The following is an 18387-nucleotide window of genomic DNA, read 5'->3' on the forward strand; positions in this document are numbered from 1 at the left end:
CGACCGCGTACCGCGCTCGTCATGTCGGGGGCATCGTGAAGCATTCAGCCGTCCATTTCGTCGTCCTGGTCGCCGTCCTGGCCGCCATGCTGCCCGCCGGTCCGACGCAGGCTGCCGAGACTGCCCCGCCAGAGATCGCCTACGCCTCGGTGGCGCAGCTGCAGCAGCGCATGGACGCCGGCACGCTGGACAGCCGCCAGCTGGCGCAGGCATTGCTCGAGCGCATCCGGCGGTTCGACCAGTCCGGCCCGACGCTGCGCGCGGTGATCGAGACGAACCCCGAGGCGCTTGACCTGGCCGGTGCGCTCGACGCGAAACGCACCAAGACGCGCGGCCCGCTGTACGGCATCCCGGTGCTGCTGAAGGACAACATCGACACCGGCGACCGCATGCTGACCACCGCCGGCTCGCTGGCGCTCACCGACGCGCCGGCGCCGCGCGACGCCGGTCTGGTCGAGCGGCTGCGCAAGGTCGGCGCGCTGATTCTCGGGAAGACCAACTTGAGCGAATGGGCCAACTTCCGCTCCAACCATGCCAGCAGCGGCTGGAGTGGACGCGGCGGGCAGACCAAGAACCCCTACGTGCTCGACCGCAACCCCTGCGGCTCCAGTGCCGGCTCGGCCGCCGCCGTGGCAGCCGGACTGGTCACCGTGGCGATCGGCAGCGAGACCGACGGCTCGATCATCTGCCCCGCGGCGATGAACGGCATCGTCGGCATCAAGCCCACCCTGGGCCTGGTCAGCCGCAGCGGCATCGTGCCGATCAGCCACAGCCAGGACACCGCTGGCCCGATGGCGCGCAGCGTGGCCGACGCGGCCGCCCTGCTCAGCGTGATCGCCGGCAGCGACCCGCGCGACCCGGCCACCGCCGAGGCAGACAAGCACGCCACCGATTACACCCGCTTCCTTGATCCGAACGGACTGAAAGGCAAGCGCATCGGCGTGGTACGCCAGCTCGCCGGCGCCGAGCCGAATGCCGACCGCGTGCTGGAGCAGTCCATCGCGCTGATGAAGGCGCAGGGCGCGATCATCGTCGACCCGGTCGCGCTGCCGCACCTGGCCGAGCTCGGCAAGCCGGAGCTCACCGTGCTGCTGTACGACTTCAAGCACGACATCAACGCCTACCTGGCCGGTCGCCACGGCCTGAAGGTAAAGACGCTGGCCGACCTGATCGCGTTCAACCAGGCGCATGCCGCCGAAGAAATGTCGTGGTTCGGCCAGGAACTGTTCGAGCAGGCCGAGCAGAAAGGGCCGCTCAGCGACAAGGCCTACACCGAGGCACTGGCCGAAGCGAAGCGCCTGTCCGGACCGCAAGGCATCGACGCCGCGCTGAAGGCGCAGCATCTGGATGCACTGCTGGCGCCGTCATGGGGCCCGGCCTTCGTGACCGATCCGGTGCTCGGCGACCACATCGTCAGCGGCGACCCCACCGTGGGCGGCGCCTCGCAGCCGGCGGCGGTGGCCGGCTATCCGTCGATCACCGTGCCGGCCGGATTTGCGCACGGGCTGCCGGTCGGCATCGTGCTGTTCGGCGCGAAGTGGAGTGAGCCGACGCTGATCGCGATCGCCTACGGCTTCGAGCGGCATGCCAAGGCGTGGCAACCGCCGCAGTTCCTCGACACGGTGGGTGGGAAGCCCGTTCCTGCCGCGCACTGAGCACGTAATGAAAAGGCGGCCGTCGGCCGCCTTTTTTTTGCAAAGCCCGCCGGTCCTGGTGGGCGCGTCAGCCGTGCCCGTTGACCGACTTGCGCACGATCAGCATGGCCAGCTCCAGCGACTGCTCGTAATTCAGGCGCGGGTCGACCATCGACTTGTAGGCGCGGTCGAGATCGCTCTCCGACAGGTCACGGGCCCCGCCCATGCATTCGGTGACATCTTCGCCGGTCAGCTCCAGATGCACGCCGCCGAGCCGCGTGCCGGCGGCGGCGTGGATGTCGAAGGCCTGGTCGAGCTCGCCGCGGATGTTGTCGAAGCGGCGGGTCTTGTGCCCGTTCGAGGTGCTCTCGGTGTTGCCATGCATCGGATCGGCCACCCACAGCACGCGCCGACCCGCGCGCTTCACGGCGGCCAGCAGCGGCGGCAGCGCGGCGGCGATCTTCGCATGGCCCATGCGGTGGATCAGGGTCAGCCGGCCCGGCTCGTCGTCCGGGTTCAAGGCGTCGATCAGCGGCAGCAATTGCTCCGGCGTCACCGAGGGCCCCACCTTCACTGCAATCGGGTTGCGGATGCCGCGGAAATACTCCACGTGGGCGCCGTCCAGCGCGGCGGTGCGCATGCCGATCCACGGGAAATGGGTGGACAGGTTGAACCAGCCGGGATGGCGCGGCACCTGGCGGGTCAGCGCCTCCTCGTAGTGCAGCAGCAGCGCCTCATGCGAGGTGAAGAAATCCACCTTGGAGAAACCGGCGATCGGGCCGGCCAGGGTTTCCATGAAGCGCAGCGAGTCGCCGATGGCCGTTACCATCTGGCGGTATTCGGCGGCCAGCGGCGAATGCTCGACCCAGGCCAGATCCCAGTATTCCGGGTGGTGCAGGTCGGCGAAGCCGCCGTCGATCAGCGCACGCACGAAATTCATCGTCAGTGCCGAGTGCGCATGCGCCTGGATCAGCCGCTGCGGATCGGGCCGGCGCGCGGCGATGGTGAATTCCGGGTTGTTGACCACGTCGCCGCGGAAGCTCGGCAGGGTCACGCCATCGCGCGTCTCGGTATCGGCCGAACGCGGCTTGGCATACTGTCCCGCGAAACGGCCCACCCGCAGCACCGGCTTCTTCAGGCCGTGCACCAGCACCAGGCTCATCTGCAGCAGCACCTTCAGCCGGTTCGAGATCACCGGACTGGTGCAGTCGGCGAAGCTCTCGGCACAGTCGCCGCCCTGCAACAGGAAACGCCTGCCCTCCTGCGCCTCGGCCAGAGCCTGCTTCAGCGCCAGCACCTCCCACGAGGTCACCAGTGGCGGCAATTGGGCCAGTTGCCCGCCGGCGGCAGCCAGTTCCGCTGCATCGTCGTAATGCGGCTGCTGCAGCGCCACGCGCCGCTGCCACGAATCAGGGGCCCAGTCGGCGGCGGGGTGAAAATCGGATACGGCGGGATTCATCGCGCGACCCTGGATGGCAACGGGAGCCCTCACCTTGCGGCCTGCCGGCGCCGCGCCGCAACGACCGCCAGCACGGCCAGCGCGACGTACCAGAGCAAGGTCCAGGCCGGCATCGGCAGACCGAGAAGCGGTTCGACCTTGGCGCACTCGCCCGAACCAGTGAAGACCAGCTTCAGCATCTTCGAGAAGGGGAACGCATCCAGCAGGTAGCCGAGGCCGGGACCGCAGGAGGGCACCTGGTCGGCCGGCAGGCTCTGCAGCCACAGATGGCGACCGGCAGTAATGATGCCGCCGACCGCGCCGACCAGCACCAATCCCGCATAGGCCCAGCGGCCGTTGCCGCGCGGTGCGTGCAGGGCGCCCAGCAGAAAGAACAGGGCCATGACCAGGAATGCGATGCGCTGAAAGATGCACAGCGGGCATGGCGTGAGGCCCAGCCCGTATTCGGCGTACAGCGCGAAGCCGAGCAGGCCGGCGCAGACCAGGAAGCCGACGAGGAAACTGACACGGTACGACCAGCGAAGTGGATTCATGGCGGATTGTTGCATTGCGGAGCCCGAGACATTACCGCTTCGCAGGGATGCTGTCAGCAGGCGCGGGGCACCTGATGAAAATATGCGGATCGGCAAGGCCCATATACGCGAAAACCCGGCGGGTCGCCCGGCCGGGTTTCGTGTCTGGACATCGGCATGCCGCGCCGATGATCGTCTTACTCAGCCTCGACCGCCTCGACCTGCGGGCGACCGACCAGCTCGACGTACGCCATTGGCGCGTTGTCGCCGTCGCGGAAGCCGCACTTCAGGATGCGCAGGTAGCCGCCAGGGCGTTCCTTGTAGCGCGGGCCCAGCTCGACGAACAGCTTGCCCACCGCCTCCTTGTCGCGCAGGCGCGAAAAGGCCAGGCGACGATTGGCCACGCCATCGGCCTTGGCCAGCGTGATCAGCGGCTCGGCGACGCGGCGAAGTTCCTTCGCCTTCGGCAGGGTGGTACGGATCAGCTCGTGCTTGAACAGCGACGACGCCATGTTCTTGAACATCGCTTCGCGGTGGCTGCTGGTCCGGTTGAACTTGCGTCCGGATTTCATGTGGCGCATGACGAAATTCTCTCTGGTCTGTTGTTATGAAAAGCCGGCACCTGTGTCCAGCTTCCCGCGGTTGTCCGCTGTTCCAGGCCCTTTCAAAACGGGTTCTGGTGAGAAGTGCGGCCATGAATGGCCGTCTGGTGCTTTGGCGGCCAGGGGCCGCTTGAAAGGCCAAACCGGCCTTCCGTCGGGCAGTCAAGGCGACTGCTCCAAACTCGCAGCCCGAAGGCGGCGAGTCCGGCGGAACAGCCAGATGGCGTCCGCCAGTTCGTGACTGCGGCAGCGATCGGAAGATCGCCGCCGCAACAACATCAACCCAGCTGCATGCCGTGCGACAGGCCCGGCGGCGGCCAGTTCTCAAGCTTCATGCCGAGCGCGAGACCACGCCCACCCAGCACGTCCTTGATTTCGGTCAGCGACTTCTTGCCCAGGTTCGGCGTCTTCAGCAGCTCGACCTCGGTCTTCTGCACCAGGTCGCCGATGTAGTAGATGCTCTCGGCCTTCAGGCAGTTCGCCGAACGCACGGTGAGCTCCAGATCGTCGATCGGACGCAGCAGCAGCGGATCGAAACCGCTCTTCTCCGCCTTGTCGGTGGCGCTCTCGCGGCGCGAGAAGTCACCGAACACGGACAGCTGGTCGTTGATGATCTCGGCGGCCTTGCGTACCGCGTCCTCGGCGCCAATGGTGCCGTTGGTCTCGATGTCCAGCACCAGCTTGTCGAGGTTGGTGCGCTGCTCGACACGAGCAGCGTCCACTTCGTAGGCCACGCGCAGCACCGGCGCGAACGACGCGTCCAGCTGCAGGCGGCCGATCGGACGCGCTTCGTCATCCGGATGCTGGCGCGCGCTGGCCGGCTGGTAGCCGACGCCGCGACGCACCTTCAGGCGCATGTTGAGCGCGATGTCCTTGGTCAGGTGGCAGATCACGTGCTCGGGGTTGATGATCTCCACCGAGTGGTCGACGACGATGTCGCCGGCCGTGACCACGCCCTTGCCCTTCTTGGACAGGGTCAGGGTGACCTCGTCGCCGCTGTGCTGACGGATCGCCACGTCCTTGAGGTTCAGCAGGACTTCGATCACGTCCTCCTGCAGGCCTTCCAGGGTGGTGTACTCGTGCAGCACGCCATCGATTTCGACCTCGACGATGGCGCTGCCGGGGATCGAGGAGAGCAGCACGCGACGCAGCGCGTTGCCCAGGGTGTGGCCAAAGCCACGCTCGAGCGGCTCGACCACCACCTTGGCACGGTTGGCCCCGAGCTGTTCGACGCTGAGGCCACGCGGCCGCAGCACACTAGTTGACGAAACTGCCATGCAGAGCTCCGGTAAAATTACTTCGAGTAAAGCTCGACGATCAGGGCTTCATTGATGTCGGTCGGCAGATCGCCACGATCCGGCACCGACTTGAACGTACCTTCGAACTTCTTGCTGTCGACCTCGACCCAACCCGGACGCAGGTCCATGGTGTCGAATACGGTCGCCGCTTCCTGCACGCGCAGCTGGCTGCGGGCGCGCTCGGTCAGCGCGATCGCGTCGCCCGGGCGTACCTGGTACGAAGGGATGTTCACCTTCTTGCCGTTCACCAGGATCGCCTTGTGGGCGACCAGCTGGCGGGCCTGGGCGCGGGTGACCGCGAAGCCCATGCGGTAGACGACGTTGTCCAGACGGCTCTCGAGCAGGCGCAGCAGGTTCTCGCCGGTGTTGCCCTTGAGGGTGGTCGCCTTGGTGTAGTAGTTGCTGAACTGGCGCTCAAGCACACCGTAGATGCGCTTGACCTTCTGCTTCTCACGCAGCTGCACGGCATAGTCGGACATGCGCATGCGCTTGTTCGCGCCATGCTGACCGGGCTTGTTTTCCAGCTTGCACTTGGAATCCAGCGCACGCGCCGGGCTCTTCAGGCTGAGATCTGCACCCTCACGACGGGCGAGTTTGCAGGTAGCTCCACGATAACGTGCCATGGGTAATCTCTTTTTAAATAGTCCGGCCAAGGAAGGCCGGTTCTTGATTCTTGCGATCAAGGATGATCGCAAGAATCACACTCGACGCTTCTTGGGGGGACGGCAGCCGTTGTGCGGAATCGGCGTGACGTCGATGATATTGAGCACCTTGTAGCCCAACGCATTCAGCGAGCGCACCGCCGACTCGCGGCCCGGGCCCGGGCCCTTGATGCGCACTTCCACCGTCTTCACGCCGTAGTCGCCGGCGGCGCGGCCGGCCTTCTCGGCGGCGACCTGGGCGGCGAAGGGAGTCGACTTGCGCGAGCCGCGGAAACCCGCGCCGCCGGCGGTCGCCCACGACAGGGCATTGCCCTGGCGATCGGTGATGGTGACGATGGTGTTGTTGAAGGAGGCCTGCACGTGAGCCACGGCATCCGTGACAACGCGCTTGATCTTCTTCTTGGTCTTGACAGGCTTGGCCATGTTCGGAATCCGTTACTTACTTCTTGATGGCGCGACGCGGGCCCTTGCGGGTGCGTGCGTTGGTACGCGTGCGCTGGCCGCGCACCGGCAGGCCGCGACGATGACGCAGGCCGCGATAGCAGCCCAGGTCCATCAGGCGCTTGATGGCCATGCCCACCTCGCGGCGCAGATCGCCCTCGACGGTGTACTTGGCGATTTCGTGGCGAAGCTTCTCCACCTCGCCTTCACTCAGGGACTTGATCTGGGTGGTGGGAACCACGCCAGCGTCCACGCAGACCTTCTTGGCCCGGCTGCGGCCGATGCCGTAAATGCTCTGCAGACCGACCCAGACGTGTTTCTGGACCGGCAAATTGACACCCGCGATGCGCGCCATGATGTACTTTCTCCGATGCGTTTCTTGCGCGGTAAACGCGCAATTTTAACCCGAATTTCCCTGACTGGAAAGCCCTGCGGCACCCGCGAGCGCCGCCAGCCTCCGACTTCGACCCACTCCGTCCGCCCCAGCAGCCACTAGTTGCGGCGGAGATTGGCCTTCTTGAGCAAGCTTTCGTACTGGTGACTGACCAGATGCGCCTGCACCTGGGCCGTGAAATCCATCACCACCACCACCACGATCAGCAGCGATGTGCCGCCGAAATAGAACGGTACGTGCCAGGCGCTCTGCATGAACGAAGGCACCAGGCAGACCAGCACCAGGTACAGCGCGCCGACACCGGTCAGGCGCGTCATTACCGCGTCGATGTAGCTGGCCGTGGCCTTGCCCGGACGGATGCCGGGGATCAGCGCACCCGACCGCTTGAGGTTGTCGGCGGTCTCGTCCGCGTTGAACACGATCGCTGTATAGAAGAACGCAAAGCCGATCACCAGTACCGAAAAAACGGTTTCGTACAGCGGATTGCCCGGGCTCAGCGCCTGGGTCAGGTCCTGCAGCCAGCGCGATTGCTGCCCCGTGCTGAACCAGCTCACCGCGGTCGCCGGGAACATCAGCAGGCTCGAGGCGAAGATCGGCGGAATCACGCCCGACATGTTGATCTTCAGCGGCAGGTTCGAGCTCTGGTTCATGTAGGCCTTCTGCCCGCCGGAACGCCGCGCGTAGTTCACCGTGATGCGCCGCTGGGCGCGCTCCATGAACACCACGAACGCCGTCACGCCCAGCGCCAGGGCGAACACCATCAACAACTTGATCAGCGACAGCTCGCCGTTGCTGGCCATGCCCAGGGTGTGCACCACCGCCCCCGGCAGGCCGGCCACGATGCCGGCGAAGATCAGCAGGGAAATGCCGTTGCCGATGCCGCGCTCGGTCATCTGCTCGCCCAGCCACATCAGGAACATGGTGCCGGCGGTAAGCCCGACCACGGACGAGAAGATGAAGCCGAAGCCCGGGGTATAGACCACCGGTGCGCCACCCGCGGCAACCTGTCCCTGCAACGCCACTGCGATACCGAACGACTGGAACGCCGCCAGGGCCACCGTGGCATAGCGCGTGTACATCGTCATCTTGCGCTTGCCGGCCTCGCCCTCCTTGCGCAGGCTCTGCAGGCTCGGTACCACCGCGCCCATCATCTGGAACACGATCGACGCCGAGATGTACGGAATCACGCCCAGCGCGAATACCGAGAAGCGCTCCAGCGCGCCACCCGAGAACATGTTGAACATGTCCATCAGGCCATTGCCGTTGACCAAGTTGGTCATCGCCTCCGGGTTGACGCCCGGAACCGGAATGAACGAACCGAGCCGGAACACCACCAGCGCACCGATCACGAAGAAGATACGCTGGCGAAGCTCCGTCAGCTTGCCGAGCTTGCCGAGTGCATTGCCCTTGGCTGCTGCCACCTGATTACTCCACGCTGCCGCCGGCAGCCTCGATGGCTGCCTTGGCGCCGGCGGTAGCCAGCAGACCGGACAACTTCACCGCGCGACCGATCTCGCCCTTGAGGACCACCTTGACCTTCTTCGCGCGGCTGTTGATCAGGCCAGCCTGATGCAGCGCCACCACGTCGATCACGTCGTCCTTGAGGTGGGCCAGCTGATACAGGAACACCTCCTGGCTCTCGGCCTGCTTCTTCGAGCGGAAGCCGACCTTCGGCATCCGGCGATTCAGCGGCATCTGGCCGCCTTCGAAGCCGAACTTGTGGGTGCCGCCCGCGCGGGCGTGCTGACCCTTGTGGCCGCGGCCGGCGGTCTTGCCCAGGCCCGAACCGATGCCGCGACCGACGCGCAGGCGCGTCTTGCGCGAACCGGCAGCCGGCTTGATGTCATTCAGACGCATGATGGTCATCCTCTAATCAGGCATCCTGCCTGAGAACCCGGCCGTCCATGGCCGGACAATTCAATTAATCTTCGACCCGGACCAGGTAGTAGACCGTGTTGATCAGGCCACGGACCTGCGGGCTGTCCTTCAACTCACGGACGTCATCGATCTTGCCCAGACCCAGCGCCTTGACGCTCAGGCGGTGGCGTGCCTGCACGCCGCGCAGGCCCTTGACCAGGCGCACGCGCACGGTGGCGGCGGTTTCGTTCTTCTTAGCCATTGCCGAGCACCTCTTCCAGGCTCTTGCCACGCTTGGCGGCGATCTTCTTGGGCGAGGCAACCGCCTGCAGGCCCTTGATGGTGGCGCGCACCAGGTTGATCGGGTTGCGCGAGCCGACCGCCTTGGCCAGCACGTTCTTCACGCCGACCACTTCCAGCACGGCACGCATCGCGCCGCCGGCGATCACGCCGGTACCTTCGGAAGCCGGCTGCATGTAGACGCGGGCAGCACCATGGTTCGCCTTCACGGCGTACCACAGGGTGCCGTTGTTCAGCTCGATGTTCACCATCTGGCGGCGGGCACGCTCCATGGCCTTGGAAATGGCCACCGGCACTTCGCGCGCCTTGCCATAGCCGAAGCCGACCTTGCCCTCGCCGTCACCGACCACGGTCAGCGCGGTGAAGCTCATCTGGCGGCCGCCCTTGACGGTCTTGGCCACACGGTTGACGGCAATCAGCTTTTCCAGCAGGCCGTCGGAATTTTCGCGATCGGTAGAAGACATGTTCTTTTCCATGTGCCCGGCGGACCGGGACTTTGCTTGCGGCTGAGCCGCTTGGAGTTGTAGGTGACGCTGTGGATCAGGGGCACACCCCGACCCGAATGTTGCTTAGAACTGCAGTCCGGCCTCGCGCGCCGCATCGGCCAGCGCCTTGATGCGACCGTGGTAGCGGAAACCGGAGCGGTCAAACGCGACGGACTCGACGCCCGCGGCCTTCGCGCGCTCGGCAACGGCCTTGCCCACTGCCGCGGCGGCAGCCAGATTCTTGGTACCCTTCAGGCCTTCGGCCACCGACTTCTGCACGGTGGAGGCAGCCGCCACCACATTCTTGCCGGAGGCGTCGAACACCTGCGCGTAGATGTGCTGGCCGGTACGGTGCACCGACAGGCGGGCCACCGCCAACTTGCGGATGTGGGCGCGTGTGGACTTGGCACGGCGCAGGCGGTTTTCGTTCTTGTTCATCGTCATGGTTCCTTGAAAGCGGATCGGCTTGGGATAACTGTCATCTGCTCTTGGTGAAGAGTCCGGCCATGGATGGCCGGTCTTTCGCGCAGGGACAGCGCACTTAAGCCTTCTTGGCTTCCTTCAGGGTGATCTTCTCGCCGGCATAGCGCACGCCCTTGCCCTTGTAGGGTTCCGGCGGACGGAAGCCGCGAATCTTCGCCGCCACCTGCCCCACTGCCTGCTTGTCCGAACCCTTGATCAGGATCTCGGTCTGCGACGGGGTCTCGATGCTGATACCTTCCGGCGCATCGAACACCACCGGATGGGAGAAGCCCAGGCTGAGGTTCAGCGACTTGCCCTGCATCGAGGCGCGGTAACCGACACCGACCAGCTCGAGCTTGCGCTCGTAGCCACCGGAAACACCGGTGACCATGTTGGACAGCAGCGCACGCGCGGTACCGCCGAACATGTCGTCGGCACCCTCGACGAGGCTGATGTGCGCCACGCCGTTGTCTACGGCAATACTGACACCCGGCAGCTGGTGCACGGACAGCGTGCCCTTCGGACCCTTCACCGAGATGCTGTCGGTGCCGATCGTCATCTCGACGCCCTTGGGCAGGGAAATTGGTTGTTTGGCAACACGTGACATCGACGGACTCCTTATGCCACTTGGCCGATGACTTCGCCGCCCAGACCCTTGGCGCGGGCCTGCGCGTCGGTCAGCAGACCGGCGGAAGTCGAGATGATCGAGATGCCCAGGCCGCCCAGGACCTTCGGCAGCTCGTCCTTGCCGCGATACACGCGCAGGCCGGAGCGGCTGACACGGGAAATGCGCTCGATGGCCGGCTGGCCCTCGAAATACTTGAGCTTGATCTCGAGCACCGGCTTGCCTTCCTCGGCGGAAGTCTTGGCGTCGAGGATGTAGCCCTCGTTCTTGAGAAGATCGGCGATCGCCAACTTCAGTTTCGACGACGGCATACGCACGGTCGGCTTGCCCATGGCCTGGGCATTGCGGACGCGCGTGAACAGATCGGCGATGGGATCAGTCATGCTCATGAAAACATCCTTCAGAGTGCACCGATATCCGATAAAACCGGAAATCAATCGAATTGTGAGCCGACATCGACGTCGGCCTGCCTTGCGCAGACCGATGACTATAACAGCCTTTTCAGGTTTTGGCGAATAGCGATGCGTTAGTCGCATCCACCGACTGCACCTTCGTGCAACCGGGTGAGCCGGCGACGGAATCTCTCCGTCGACCAGCCCTGCAGTGGGTTACCAGCTGGCCTTGCGCAGACCGGGCACATCGCCACGCATGGTCGCTTCGCGCAGCTTGTTGCGGCCGAGGCCGAACTTCGTGTAGACGGCGCGCGGGCGACCAGTCAACGCGCAGCGGGTACGCTGACGCACCGGGCTGGCGTCGCGCGGCAGCTTCTGCAGCTTGGACTGGGCGGCCATCTTCTCGTCGTAGGAGGCGGTGGTGCTCAGCACGATCGCCTTCAGTTCGGCGCGCTTGGCGGCGAACTTCTTGGCGAGCTTGGTCCGCTTGATGTCGCGGTTGACCATCGAGGTCTTTGCCATGGGTATCTCTCGCGTCTATCAGTTGCGGAACGGGAAGCTGAACGCGGCCAGCAGGGCCTTTGCCTCTTCGTCAGTCTTCGCGGTGGTGGTGATGGAGATGTCCATGCCACGCAGCGCATCGACCTGGTCGAAGTCGATCTCAGGGAAAATGATCTGTTCCTTGATACCGAAATTGTAGTTGCCGCGGCCGTCGAAGGCTTTGCCCGAGACACCACGGAAGTCGCGCACGCGCGGCAGCGAGATGTTGATCAGGCGGTCGAGGAACTCGAACATCTGCGCACGGCGCAGGGTGACCTTGCAGCCGATCGGCCAGCCGTCGCGGATCTTGAACGAGGCCACGGAGACGCGCGCCTTGGTCGTGATGGGCTTCTGGCCGGAGATCTTGGCCATGTCGGCCACGGCGTTCTCGAGCACTTTCTTGTTGCCCGCAGCTTCGCCTACGCCCATGTTCAGCGTGATCTTGGTGATGCGGGGAACCTGCATCACGTTCTGGTAGCCGAACTGCTTGGTGAGCTTCGGCACTACCTGCTCTTTGTAGAAATTTTCAAGGCGGGTCATGATCGTGATTCCTTACGCGTCCACCACCTCGCCAGACGAACGGAACACGCGGACCTTGCGCCCATCTGCGAGCGTCTTGGTGCCGACGCGTTCACCCTTGTTCGTGGCGGGGTTGAACAGCTGCACATTGGAGAGATGGATCGAGGCTTCACGCTCGACGATGCCGCCAGCCTGGTTGGCCTGGGGATTCGGCTTGGTGTGGCGCTTGACCAGATTCACGTTGGAGACGAATACACGCTCGCCTGCAACACGCAGCACATCGCCGCGCTGACCCTTGTTCTTGCCGGTGATCACCAGGACCTGATCACCCTTGCGGATACGGTTCATTGTCTTGACTCCGCTCAGAGCACTTCGGGCGCAAGCGAGACGATCTTCATGAACTTCTCGCTGCGCAGCTCGCGGGTAACCGGCCCGAAAATACGGGTGCCGATCGGCTCGAGCTTGTTGTTGAGGAGCACCGCTGCATTGCCGTCGAAACGGATCAGCGAGCCATCGGGACGACGCACACCCTTGGCGGTACGTACCACCACGGCGTTGTACACCTCACCCTTCTTCACCTTGCCGCGAGGGATGGCATCCTTCACGGTGACCTTGATCACGTCACCGATCGCGGCGTAACGGCGCTTGGAGCCGCCGAGCACCTTGATGCACATCAGTTCCTTCGCGCCGCTGTTGTCCGCCGCGGAGAGCGTGCTTTGCATCTGGATCATGTCTGCACCCTCCCTTAGACGTTGGCGCGCGTGATGATTTCAACCACGCGGTGATGTTTGGTCTTGGACAGCGGGCGGCACTCGGCGATGCGCACGATGTCACCCTCATTTGCGCCCAGGTCGTCCTGCGCATGCAGCTTGGTCGAACGGCGGATGGTCTTGCCGAGCAGCCAATGCTGCTCCTGGCGTTCGACCAGCACGGTGACCGTCTTGTCCATCTTGTTGCTGGTAACGCGACCCTCGAGGGTACGCGCCTGTTTCTGATTGTCGCTCATGTCGGCCGTCCCTTACTTCTTGCCGCCGAGCACGAACTTCGTGCGGGCGATGTCACGCCGAACGCGGCGGAGCTGGTGCGGCTGAGTGAGCTGGCCGGAACCCTTTTGCATACGCAGGTTGAATTGCTCCTTGCGCAGGTCCAGCAGATGCTGCTGCAGCTCTTCGGCCGACTGGTTGTTGATATCTTTGCTGGCCATCACATCACCGCCCGGGTCACGAACTGGGTCTGCACCGAGAGCTTGGCAGCCGCCAGGCGGAACGCCTCGCGCGCCGTCGGCTCGTCGACGCCCTCGATTTCATAGAGCATGCGGCCGGGCTGGATCGGGGCGACCCAGAACTCGACGCTGCCCTTGCCCGCGCCCATGCGGACTTCGATCGGCTTCTTGGTGATCGGCTTGTCCGGGAACACGCGGATCCACAGCTTGCCGCCACGCTTGACGAAGCGGGTGATGCAACGACGGGCCGCCTCGATCTGTCGCGCGGTGAGTGCGCCGTGCGTGGTCGCCTTCAGGCCGTACTCGCCGAAGCTGACGAGGTTGGAGCACTGGGCCAGACCGTCGTTGCGGCCCTTGAACTGTTTGCGGTATTTGGTTCGCTTGGGTTGCAACATGGCAACTCTCCTTACTTCGCCGACCGTTCGCGACGGCCTTCGCCGTCACGACGCGGTTCACGATCACGACGGCCTTCGCCACCCTCGCGGCGCGAGGGTGCCGGCGACTCGTCCTTCGACTCCTGGCCGATCTGGGACAGGTCGAAGATCTCGCCCTTGTTGACCCACACCTTGATGCCGATGATGCCGTAGGTGGTGCTTGCCTCGGCGAAGCCGTAGTCGATGTCGGCACGCAACGTGTGCAGCGGCACCCGACCTTCGCGGGCCCACTCGGAACGGGCGATCTCGGCGCCGTTCAGGCGGCCGGACACGTTGATCTTGATGCCCAGCGCGCCCAGGCGCATCGCGTTGCCGACCGAGCGCTTCATCGCGCGGCGGAACATGATGCGGCGCTCCAGCTGCTGCGCGATCGACTCGGCCACCAACTGTGCGTCAATCTCCGGCTTGCGCACTTCGTTGACGTTGATGTGCGTCGGGACGCCCATCATGTCGCTGACTTCCTTGCGCAGCTTCTCGATATCCTCGCCCTTCTTGCCGATCACCACGCCCGGACGGGCGGTGTGGATCGTCACGCGCGCGGTCTTGGCCGGGCGCTCGATCTGGATCTTCGAGATGCCGGCGGCGGCCAGCTTCTTCTTCAGCATGTCGCGGACCTTGATATCGGCCACGAGATACTTGGCGTAATCGCCCTTGTTGGCGAACCACTTCGAGTTCCAGTCCTTGGCAATGCCGAGGCGGATACCGGTGGGATGAACTTTGTGACCCATCGTCTTGTGTCCCCGGTCAGTTACCAACAACCACAGTAATGTGGCTGGTGCGCTTGAGAATGCGCGAACCGCGGCCTTTGGCGCGGGCATACATGCGCTTCATCGCCGGACCTTCATCGACGAAGATGCTGGCCACCTTCAGCTCGTCGACATCCGCGCCGAGGTTGTTCTCGGCGTTGGCGACGGCCGACAGCAGCACCTTGCGAACAAGGTGAGCGGCCTTCTTGTTGGTGTAATTGAGCACGTCGCTGGCCCGGCCCACGGGAAGACCGCGGACCAGATCAGCCACCAGGCGTGCCTTTTGCGCCGAGATGCGGGCGCCGCGCAGGATCGCTTTGGCTTCAGTGCTCATCACTTGCCCTTCTTGTCGCCGACATGGCCCTTGAACGTACGAGTCACCGCGAACTCGCCGAGCTTGTGCCCGACCATGTTCTCGTTGATCAGGACGGGCACGTGCTGACGGCCGTTGTGGATGGCGATGGTCAAGCCGACCATTTCCGGCAGGATCATCGAGCGGCGCGACCAGGTCTTGATCGGGCGCTTGTTGTGGGCGGAAACCGCAGCTTCCACCTTCTTCGCGAGGTGAAGGTCGACGAACGGACCTTTCTTCAGAGAACGCGGCATGTCGGCTTCCTGTTACTTGGTACGACGACGCACGATGAACTGCTGCGTGCGCTTGTTGTTGCGGGTCTTGTAACCCTTGGCCGGCGTGCCCCACGGGCTGACCGGATGACGACCGCCAGAAGTCTTACCTTCACCACCACCGTGCGGATGGTCGACCGGGTTCATCACCACGCCGCGAACGGTCGGGCGAATGCCCACCCAGCGCTTGGCGCCGGCCTTGCCCAGCTTCTTCAGGCTGTGCTCGCCGTTGCCGACTTCGCCGATGGTGGCGCGGCAATCGACCGAGACGCGGCGCATCTCGCCGGAGCGCAGGCGTAGCGTGGCGTAGCCGGACTCGCGGGCAACCAGCTGCACCGAGGCGCCGGCGCTGCGGGCGATCTGCGCACCCTTGCCGGGGCGCAGCTCGATGCAGTGAATCGTGCTGCCCATCGGGATGTTGCGCAGCTGCAGGCAATTGCCGGCCTTGATCGGCGCGTCGCGACCGGACACCAGGCGATCGTCCACCTGCACGCCCTTCGGCGCGATGATGTAGCGGCGCTCGCCATCGGCGTAGCACAGCAGCGCGATGTGCGCGGTACGGTTCGGATCGTACTCGATGCGCTCGACGCGGGCGGCGATGCCTTCCTTGTCGCGCTTGAAGTCGATGATGCGGTAGTGCTGCTTGTGACCGCCACCGCGATGACGCGTGGTGATGCGACCGTGGTGGTTGCGACCGCCGGTCTTGGACTGCGATTCGGTCAACGCCGCGTACGGCGCGCCCTTGTGCAGGCCTTCCGTGCGGACGCTCACCGCGTCACGGCGGCCCGGCGAGGTCGGCTTGTGGTTGATTAGTGCCATCTCACAGAACTCCTGGCTCAGGCCTTGGCGGACACGTCGATGGTCTGGCCATCGGCAAGACGCACATAGGCCTTGCGCTTGCCCTGGCGGCTGCCAGCGCGGAAACGGAAGGACTTGACCTTGCCCTTGGTGTTGACGAGGTTCACCTGCTCGACCTTGACGTCGAACATTTTCTCCACGGCATCGCGGACATCAGCCTTGGTTGCGGTCGGGGCGACCACGAATACGTACTGGTTGTGCTCGCCCAGGCGCGCCGACTTCTCGGAAATGTGCGGTGCGCGCAGCGTGTCGAGAATGCGTTCGTTGTTCATGCCAGCCACTCCTCGACCTTCTTCACGGCGTCAACCGTCATCACCACGTGGTCGGAACCGACCAGGCTGACGGGGTTCAGCGCCATCACGTCCAGCACATGGATATACGGGATGTTGCGCGCGGCCAGGAACAGCGCCTCGGAGGCGTCTTCCGACACCAGCAACACGCGGCCGGAAACCTCCAGCTCGGCGAGCTTGGCCACCATCGCGGAAGTCTTCGGCGTATCGACACCGAAACTCTCGACGATCTTCAGGCGCCCCTGACGGGCCAGCTCGGAGAAGATCGAGCGGATCGCGACGCGGTAGGCCTTGCGGTTGACCTTCTGCTCGTAGCTGCGCGGCTTGGCGGCAAACGTGACACCACCACCGATGAAAATCGGCGCACGGTAGTCACCGTGACGGGCACCACCACCCTTCTGCTTCTTGAACTTCTTGGTGGTGCCGGACATCTCGCCGCGCGACAGCTGCGCCTTGGTACCGGCGCGACCGGCCGCCTGGTAGGCAACCACCACCTGGTGGACCAGGGCCTTCTTGTACTCGCCGCCGAACACTTCGTCCGACACGCTGAGCGGCTTGGCGCCAATGACATTCAATTCCATGGCGACTCTCCTCAACCCTTGGTCGTCGGACGAATGATGACGTCGCCGCCGGTTGCACCCGGCACCGCGCCCTTCACGGCGATCAGATGACGCTCGGCGTCGACCTTGACCACTTCCAGGCCCTGCGCCGAGCGGCGCACGGCACCCATGTGACCGGCCATCTTCTTGCCCGGAAACACGCGACCCGGCGTCTGGCGCTGGCCGATGGAGCCCGGCGCGCGATGCGACAGCGAGTTGCCGTGGGTGGCATCACCCATCTTGAAGTTCCAGCGCTTGATCGTGCCCTGGAAGCCCTTGCCCTTCGACACGCCGGCGACGTCGACGATCTGGCCGACGGAGAACACGTCGTCCGCCTTGATCTCGGTGCCCACGCTGTACTGGCCGAGATCCTCGGCAGCCACGCGGAACTCCCACAGGCCGCGACCCGGCTCAACCTTGGCCTTCGCGTAATGACCCTTCAACGGCTGCGTCAACAGGTTTGCGCGCTTGCTTCCCGCGGAAACCTGGACGGCGCTGTAGCCATCGTTCTCATCCGTCTTCAGCTGGGTCACGCGGTTCGGCGTCGCTTCAATCAGCGTCACCGGAATCGAGCGGCCATCCTCAGTGAAGAGTCGGCTCATGCCGCATTTGCGGCCAACCAATCCGATACTCATCTTCGTATCCTGTCTGTCGCTCAACCGAGCTTGATCTGAACATCGACGCCAGCGGCGAGATCAAGCTTCATGAGCGCGTCCACGGTCTTGTCGTTCGGGTCGACGATGTCGAGCACGCGCTTGTGGGTACGAGTCTCGTACTGGTCGCGTGCATCCTTGTCGACGTGCGGCGACGTCAGAATGGTGTAACGCTCGATCTTGGTCGGGAGCGGGATCGGGCCGAGTACCGTGGCACCCGTGCGCTTTGCCGTCTCGACGATCTCGCTGGCCGAGCGGTCGATCAGTCGGTGATCGTACGCCTTCAGCCGAATCCGAATCTTCTGGTTCGCCATAACCGTGTCCTGTTGTCGAAAGAACGTTCTGTAAATAACGAGGAGGCTTCTCGCCGCCGCGCACTACTCTTTGCCACTACCACCTGGGGCCGCCAACCCGCCGCCGCCCCTTTGAAAAATACCAGGCGAGCCGCAATCCGCTCGCCTGGCACAATCGGAATCTCGCGCAAAACGACGTGTCACCGGGCTGATCCCGTGATCACGTCGACTTGCGAAGGCCGCTCCCCGGCCGGCGAACTCGAAGCGCATCCCGCACCTCATTTCGCGGTTGGTCGTCCAGAAATTGATCTGTCCGACAAGTGAGCTGCGAAGTATACCGGCAAATCTTGAATTAGTGAAGGGGTGCGGAACGATGTGAGCACGCCCGCTTTTCCGGCGTGATCCGACCCGTCGGGTCGGATCAACGGCAGGAGTTATTGCGGCGCTGTGCGCCGCGATAACCTTTACTTGATGACCTTGGCCACC

The 18387-nt window shown here is 64.4% G+C and carries 30 protein-coding genes; 1 reads left to right on the top strand and 29 read right to left on the bottom strand.

What is annotated here, in order from left to right; all coding sequences use genetic code 11:
• Positions 1-35 precede the first annotated feature (35 nt).
• Positions 36-1655, top strand: coding sequence for an amidase (locus UUA_RS06990; protein WP_039953684.1), 1620 nt, complete (start codon positions 36-38; stop codon positions 1653-1655).
• A 67-nt stretch (positions 1656-1722) separates the two neighbouring features.
• Here the strand turns inward: UUA_RS06990 and UUA_RS06995 are convergent, their stop codons facing one another.
• The 29 genes from UUA_RS06995 to rpsJ form a co-directional block, all read right to left on the bottom strand.
• Positions 1723-3093: a class II 3-deoxy-7-phosphoheptulonate synthase gene (locus tag UUA_RS06995; protein ID WP_008435456.1), complete on the bottom strand. Its 1371-nt coding sequence runs from the start codon at positions 3091-3093 to the stop codon at positions 1723-1725.
• A gap of 29 nt (positions 3094-3122) precedes the next feature.
• Positions 3123-3626 carry a disulfide bond formation protein B gene (locus UUA_RS07000; protein ID WP_008435457.1) on the bottom strand — a complete coding sequence of 168 codons (504 nt, stop codon included), beginning with the start codon at positions 3624-3626 and terminating at the stop codon, positions 3123-3125.
• A 176-nt stretch (positions 3627-3802) separates the two neighbouring features.
• A complete protein-coding gene (gene rplQ, locus UUA_RS07005) occupies positions 3803-4186 on the bottom strand; it encodes a 50S ribosomal protein L17 (protein ID WP_008435459.1) in 384 nt (127 codons plus the stop codon).
• A 299-nt stretch (positions 4187-4485) separates the two neighbouring features.
• On the bottom strand, positions 4486-5484 hold the full coding sequence (locus tag UUA_RS07010; RefSeq protein ID WP_007513388.1) for a DNA-directed RNA polymerase subunit alpha: 999 nt from the start codon (positions 5482-5484) through the stop codon (positions 4486-4488).
• 17 nt (positions 5485-5501) lie between these two features.
• Positions 5502-6128 (bottom strand): 30S ribosomal protein S4, encoded by a 627-nt coding sequence (rpsD, locus tag UUA_RS07015; protein WP_008435462.1) that lies wholly within the window; start codon positions 6126-6128, stop codon positions 5502-5504.
• Positions 6129-6203: 75 nt separating this feature from the next.
• The gene (rpsK, locus tag UUA_RS07020) at positions 6204-6590 is read right to left on the bottom strand and encodes a 30S ribosomal protein S11 (RefSeq protein ID WP_007513384.1); all 387 of its coding nucleotides are present in this window, start codon (positions 6588-6590) and stop codon (positions 6204-6206) included.
• 16 nt (positions 6591-6606) lie between these two features.
• Complete coding sequence (gene rpsM, locus UUA_RS07025; protein ID WP_008435464.1) at positions 6607-6963, bottom strand: 30S ribosomal protein S13; 357 nt, start codon at positions 6961-6963, stop codon at positions 6607-6609.
• A gap of 137 nt (positions 6964-7100) precedes the next feature.
• Positions 7101-8423, bottom strand: a complete 1323-nt coding sequence (secY, locus tag UUA_RS07030; RefSeq protein WP_008435465.1) for a preprotein translocase subunit SecY — start codon at positions 8421-8423, stop codon at positions 7101-7103.
• A gap of 4 nt (positions 8424-8427) precedes the next feature.
• Positions 8428-8859 (bottom strand): 50S ribosomal protein L15, encoded by a 432-nt coding sequence (gene rplO / locus UUA_RS07035; protein WP_008435466.1) that lies wholly within the window; start codon positions 8857-8859, stop codon positions 8428-8430.
• A 64-nt stretch (positions 8860-8923) separates the two neighbouring features.
• Positions 8924-9121 carry a 50S ribosomal protein L30 gene (gene rpmD, locus UUA_RS07040; protein WP_008435467.1) on the bottom strand — a complete coding sequence of 66 codons (198 nt, stop codon included), beginning with the start codon at positions 9119-9121 and terminating at the stop codon, positions 8924-8926.
• The gene (rpsE, locus tag UUA_RS07045) at positions 9114-9623 is read right to left on the bottom strand and encodes a 30S ribosomal protein S5 (RefSeq protein ID WP_007513373.1); all 510 of its coding nucleotides are present in this window, start codon (positions 9621-9623) and stop codon (positions 9114-9116) included. Before rpsE ends, rpmD begins: the two co-directional genes overlap by 8 nt.
• Before the next feature lie 105 nt (positions 9624-9728).
• Complete coding sequence (gene rplR, locus UUA_RS07050) at positions 9729-10088, bottom strand: 50S ribosomal protein L18 (RefSeq protein ID WP_193385125.1); 360 nt, start codon at positions 10086-10088, stop codon at positions 9729-9731.
• Positions 10089-10185: 97 nt separating this feature from the next.
• Complete coding sequence (rplF, locus tag UUA_RS07055) at positions 10186-10713, bottom strand: 50S ribosomal protein L6 (protein ID WP_008435469.1); 528 nt, start codon at positions 10711-10713, stop codon at positions 10186-10188.
• 11 nt (positions 10714-10724) lie between these two features.
• On the bottom strand, positions 10725-11120 hold the full coding sequence (rpsH, locus tag UUA_RS07060; protein ID WP_008435470.1) for a 30S ribosomal protein S8: 396 nt from the start codon (positions 11118-11120) through the stop codon (positions 10725-10727).
• Between the two features lie 219 nt (positions 11121-11339).
• The gene (gene rpsN, locus UUA_RS07065) at positions 11340-11645 is read right to left on the bottom strand and encodes a 30S ribosomal protein S14 (protein ID WP_008435471.1); all 306 of its coding nucleotides are present in this window, start codon (positions 11643-11645) and stop codon (positions 11340-11342) included.
• Positions 11646-11663: 18 nt separating this feature from the next.
• Positions 11664-12206 carry a 50S ribosomal protein L5 gene (gene rplE / locus UUA_RS07070; RefSeq protein WP_185754695.1) on the bottom strand — a complete coding sequence of 181 codons (543 nt, stop codon included), beginning with the start codon at positions 12204-12206 and terminating at the stop codon, positions 11664-11666.
• Between the two features lie 9 nt (positions 12207-12215).
• On the bottom strand, positions 12216-12530 hold the full coding sequence (gene rplX / locus UUA_RS07075; RefSeq protein WP_008435473.1) for a 50S ribosomal protein L24: 315 nt from the start codon (positions 12528-12530) through the stop codon (positions 12216-12218).
• Between the two features lie 14 nt (positions 12531-12544).
• Positions 12545-12913: a 50S ribosomal protein L14 gene (rplN, locus tag UUA_RS07080; RefSeq protein ID WP_007513359.1), complete on the bottom strand. Its 369-nt coding sequence runs from the start codon at positions 12911-12913 to the stop codon at positions 12545-12547.
• A gap of 14 nt (positions 12914-12927) precedes the next feature.
• Complete coding sequence (gene rpsQ / locus UUA_RS07085) at positions 12928-13188, bottom strand: 30S ribosomal protein S17 (RefSeq protein ID WP_008435477.1); 261 nt, start codon at positions 13186-13188, stop codon at positions 12928-12930.
• 12 nt (positions 13189-13200) lie between these two features.
• Positions 13201-13386 (bottom strand): 50S ribosomal protein L29, encoded by a 186-nt coding sequence (rpmC, locus tag UUA_RS07090; RefSeq protein ID WP_007513354.1) that lies wholly within the window; start codon positions 13384-13386, stop codon positions 13201-13203.
• Positions 13386-13799 (bottom strand): 50S ribosomal protein L16, encoded by a 414-nt coding sequence (gene rplP / locus UUA_RS07095; protein ID WP_008435479.1) that lies wholly within the window; start codon positions 13797-13799, stop codon positions 13386-13388. Before rplP ends, rpmC begins: the two co-directional genes overlap by 1 nt.
• Positions 13800-13810: 11 nt before the next feature.
• A complete protein-coding gene (gene rpsC / locus UUA_RS07100) occupies positions 13811-14566 on the bottom strand; it encodes a 30S ribosomal protein S3 (RefSeq protein ID WP_008435480.1) in 756 nt (251 codons plus the stop codon).
• 16 nt (positions 14567-14582) lie between these two features.
• Entirely contained in the window at positions 14583-14918 is a 336-nt protein-coding gene (gene rplV / locus UUA_RS07105) for a 50S ribosomal protein L22 (protein WP_008435486.1), read from the bottom strand.
• Positions 14918-15190, bottom strand: coding sequence for a 30S ribosomal protein S19 (gene rpsS / locus UUA_RS07110; protein WP_007513347.1), 273 nt, complete (start codon positions 15188-15190; stop codon positions 14918-14920). Before rpsS ends, rplV begins: the two co-directional genes overlap by 1 nt.
• Positions 15191-15202: 12 nt before the next feature.
• Positions 15203-16027: a 50S ribosomal protein L2 gene (gene rplB / locus UUA_RS07115; RefSeq protein WP_008435487.1), complete on the bottom strand. Its 825-nt coding sequence runs from the start codon at positions 16025-16027 to the stop codon at positions 15203-15205.
• A 17-nt stretch (positions 16028-16044) separates the two neighbouring features.
• On the bottom strand, positions 16045-16338 hold the full coding sequence (rplW, locus tag UUA_RS07120) for a 50S ribosomal protein L23 (RefSeq protein WP_008435488.1): 294 nt from the start codon (positions 16336-16338) through the stop codon (positions 16045-16047).
• On the bottom strand, positions 16335-16937 hold the full coding sequence (gene rplD / locus UUA_RS07125; RefSeq protein WP_008435489.1) for a 50S ribosomal protein L4: 603 nt from the start codon (positions 16935-16937) through the stop codon (positions 16335-16337). Before rplD ends, rplW begins: the two co-directional genes overlap by 4 nt.
• 11 nt (positions 16938-16948) lie before the next feature.
• Positions 16949-17590, bottom strand: a complete 642-nt coding sequence (gene rplC, locus UUA_RS07130) for a 50S ribosomal protein L3 (protein ID WP_008435490.1) — start codon at positions 17588-17590, stop codon at positions 16949-16951.
• 20 nt (positions 17591-17610) lie between these two features.
• Complete coding sequence (gene rpsJ, locus UUA_RS07135; RefSeq protein ID WP_007082173.1) at positions 17611-17922, bottom strand: 30S ribosomal protein S10; 312 nt, start codon at positions 17920-17922, stop codon at positions 17611-17613.
• Positions 17923-18387 lie beyond the last annotated feature (465 nt).

This window comes from Rhodanobacter thiooxydans LCS2, from assembly GCF_000264375.1.
Lineage (GTDB): Bacteria > Pseudomonadota > Gammaproteobacteria > Xanthomonadales > Rhodanobacteraceae > Rhodanobacter > Rhodanobacter thiooxydans.